Source organism: Streptomyces sp. SID14478 (assembly GCF_010548525.1).
In the GTDB taxonomy this organism is placed as follows: Bacteria; Actinomycetota; Actinomycetes; order Streptomycetales; family Streptomycetaceae; genus Streptomyces.
Genome location: NZ_JAAGMG010000905.1, coordinates 1 through 221 on the forward strand (window position 1 = coordinate 1; position 221 = coordinate 221).

At 75.6% G+C, this 221-nt stretch carries 1 pseudogene; it reads right to left on the reverse strand.

Annotation, left to right across the window (positions count from 1 at the left end):
• Positions 1–25: 25 nt before the first annotated feature.
• Positions 26–221: pseudogene (locus tag G3I40_RS29245) on the reverse strand (alpha/beta hydrolase); the annotation flags it as partial.

A 221-nucleotide genomic window follows, 5' to 3' on the forward strand; every position in this document is an offset into this window, starting at 1 on the left:
CTCCACGTCGTAAGCAGTGCGCATGTCATCGAGTCTGCCCCAGAAGGTGGGCGCGCAGCAGGTCGGCCGTCTCGGCGGGGTGCGAGGACCAGCCGTTGTGCGCGCCGGGGAACGCCGTCAGGGGCAGGTCCAGGCGCTGCGCGAGGAGCGTGGCCGGGCGGGCCGGGAGGTGCCCTCGCGTGCCCGTGCCCGCCGCCAGGACCAGGCGGTCGGCGGCGTTC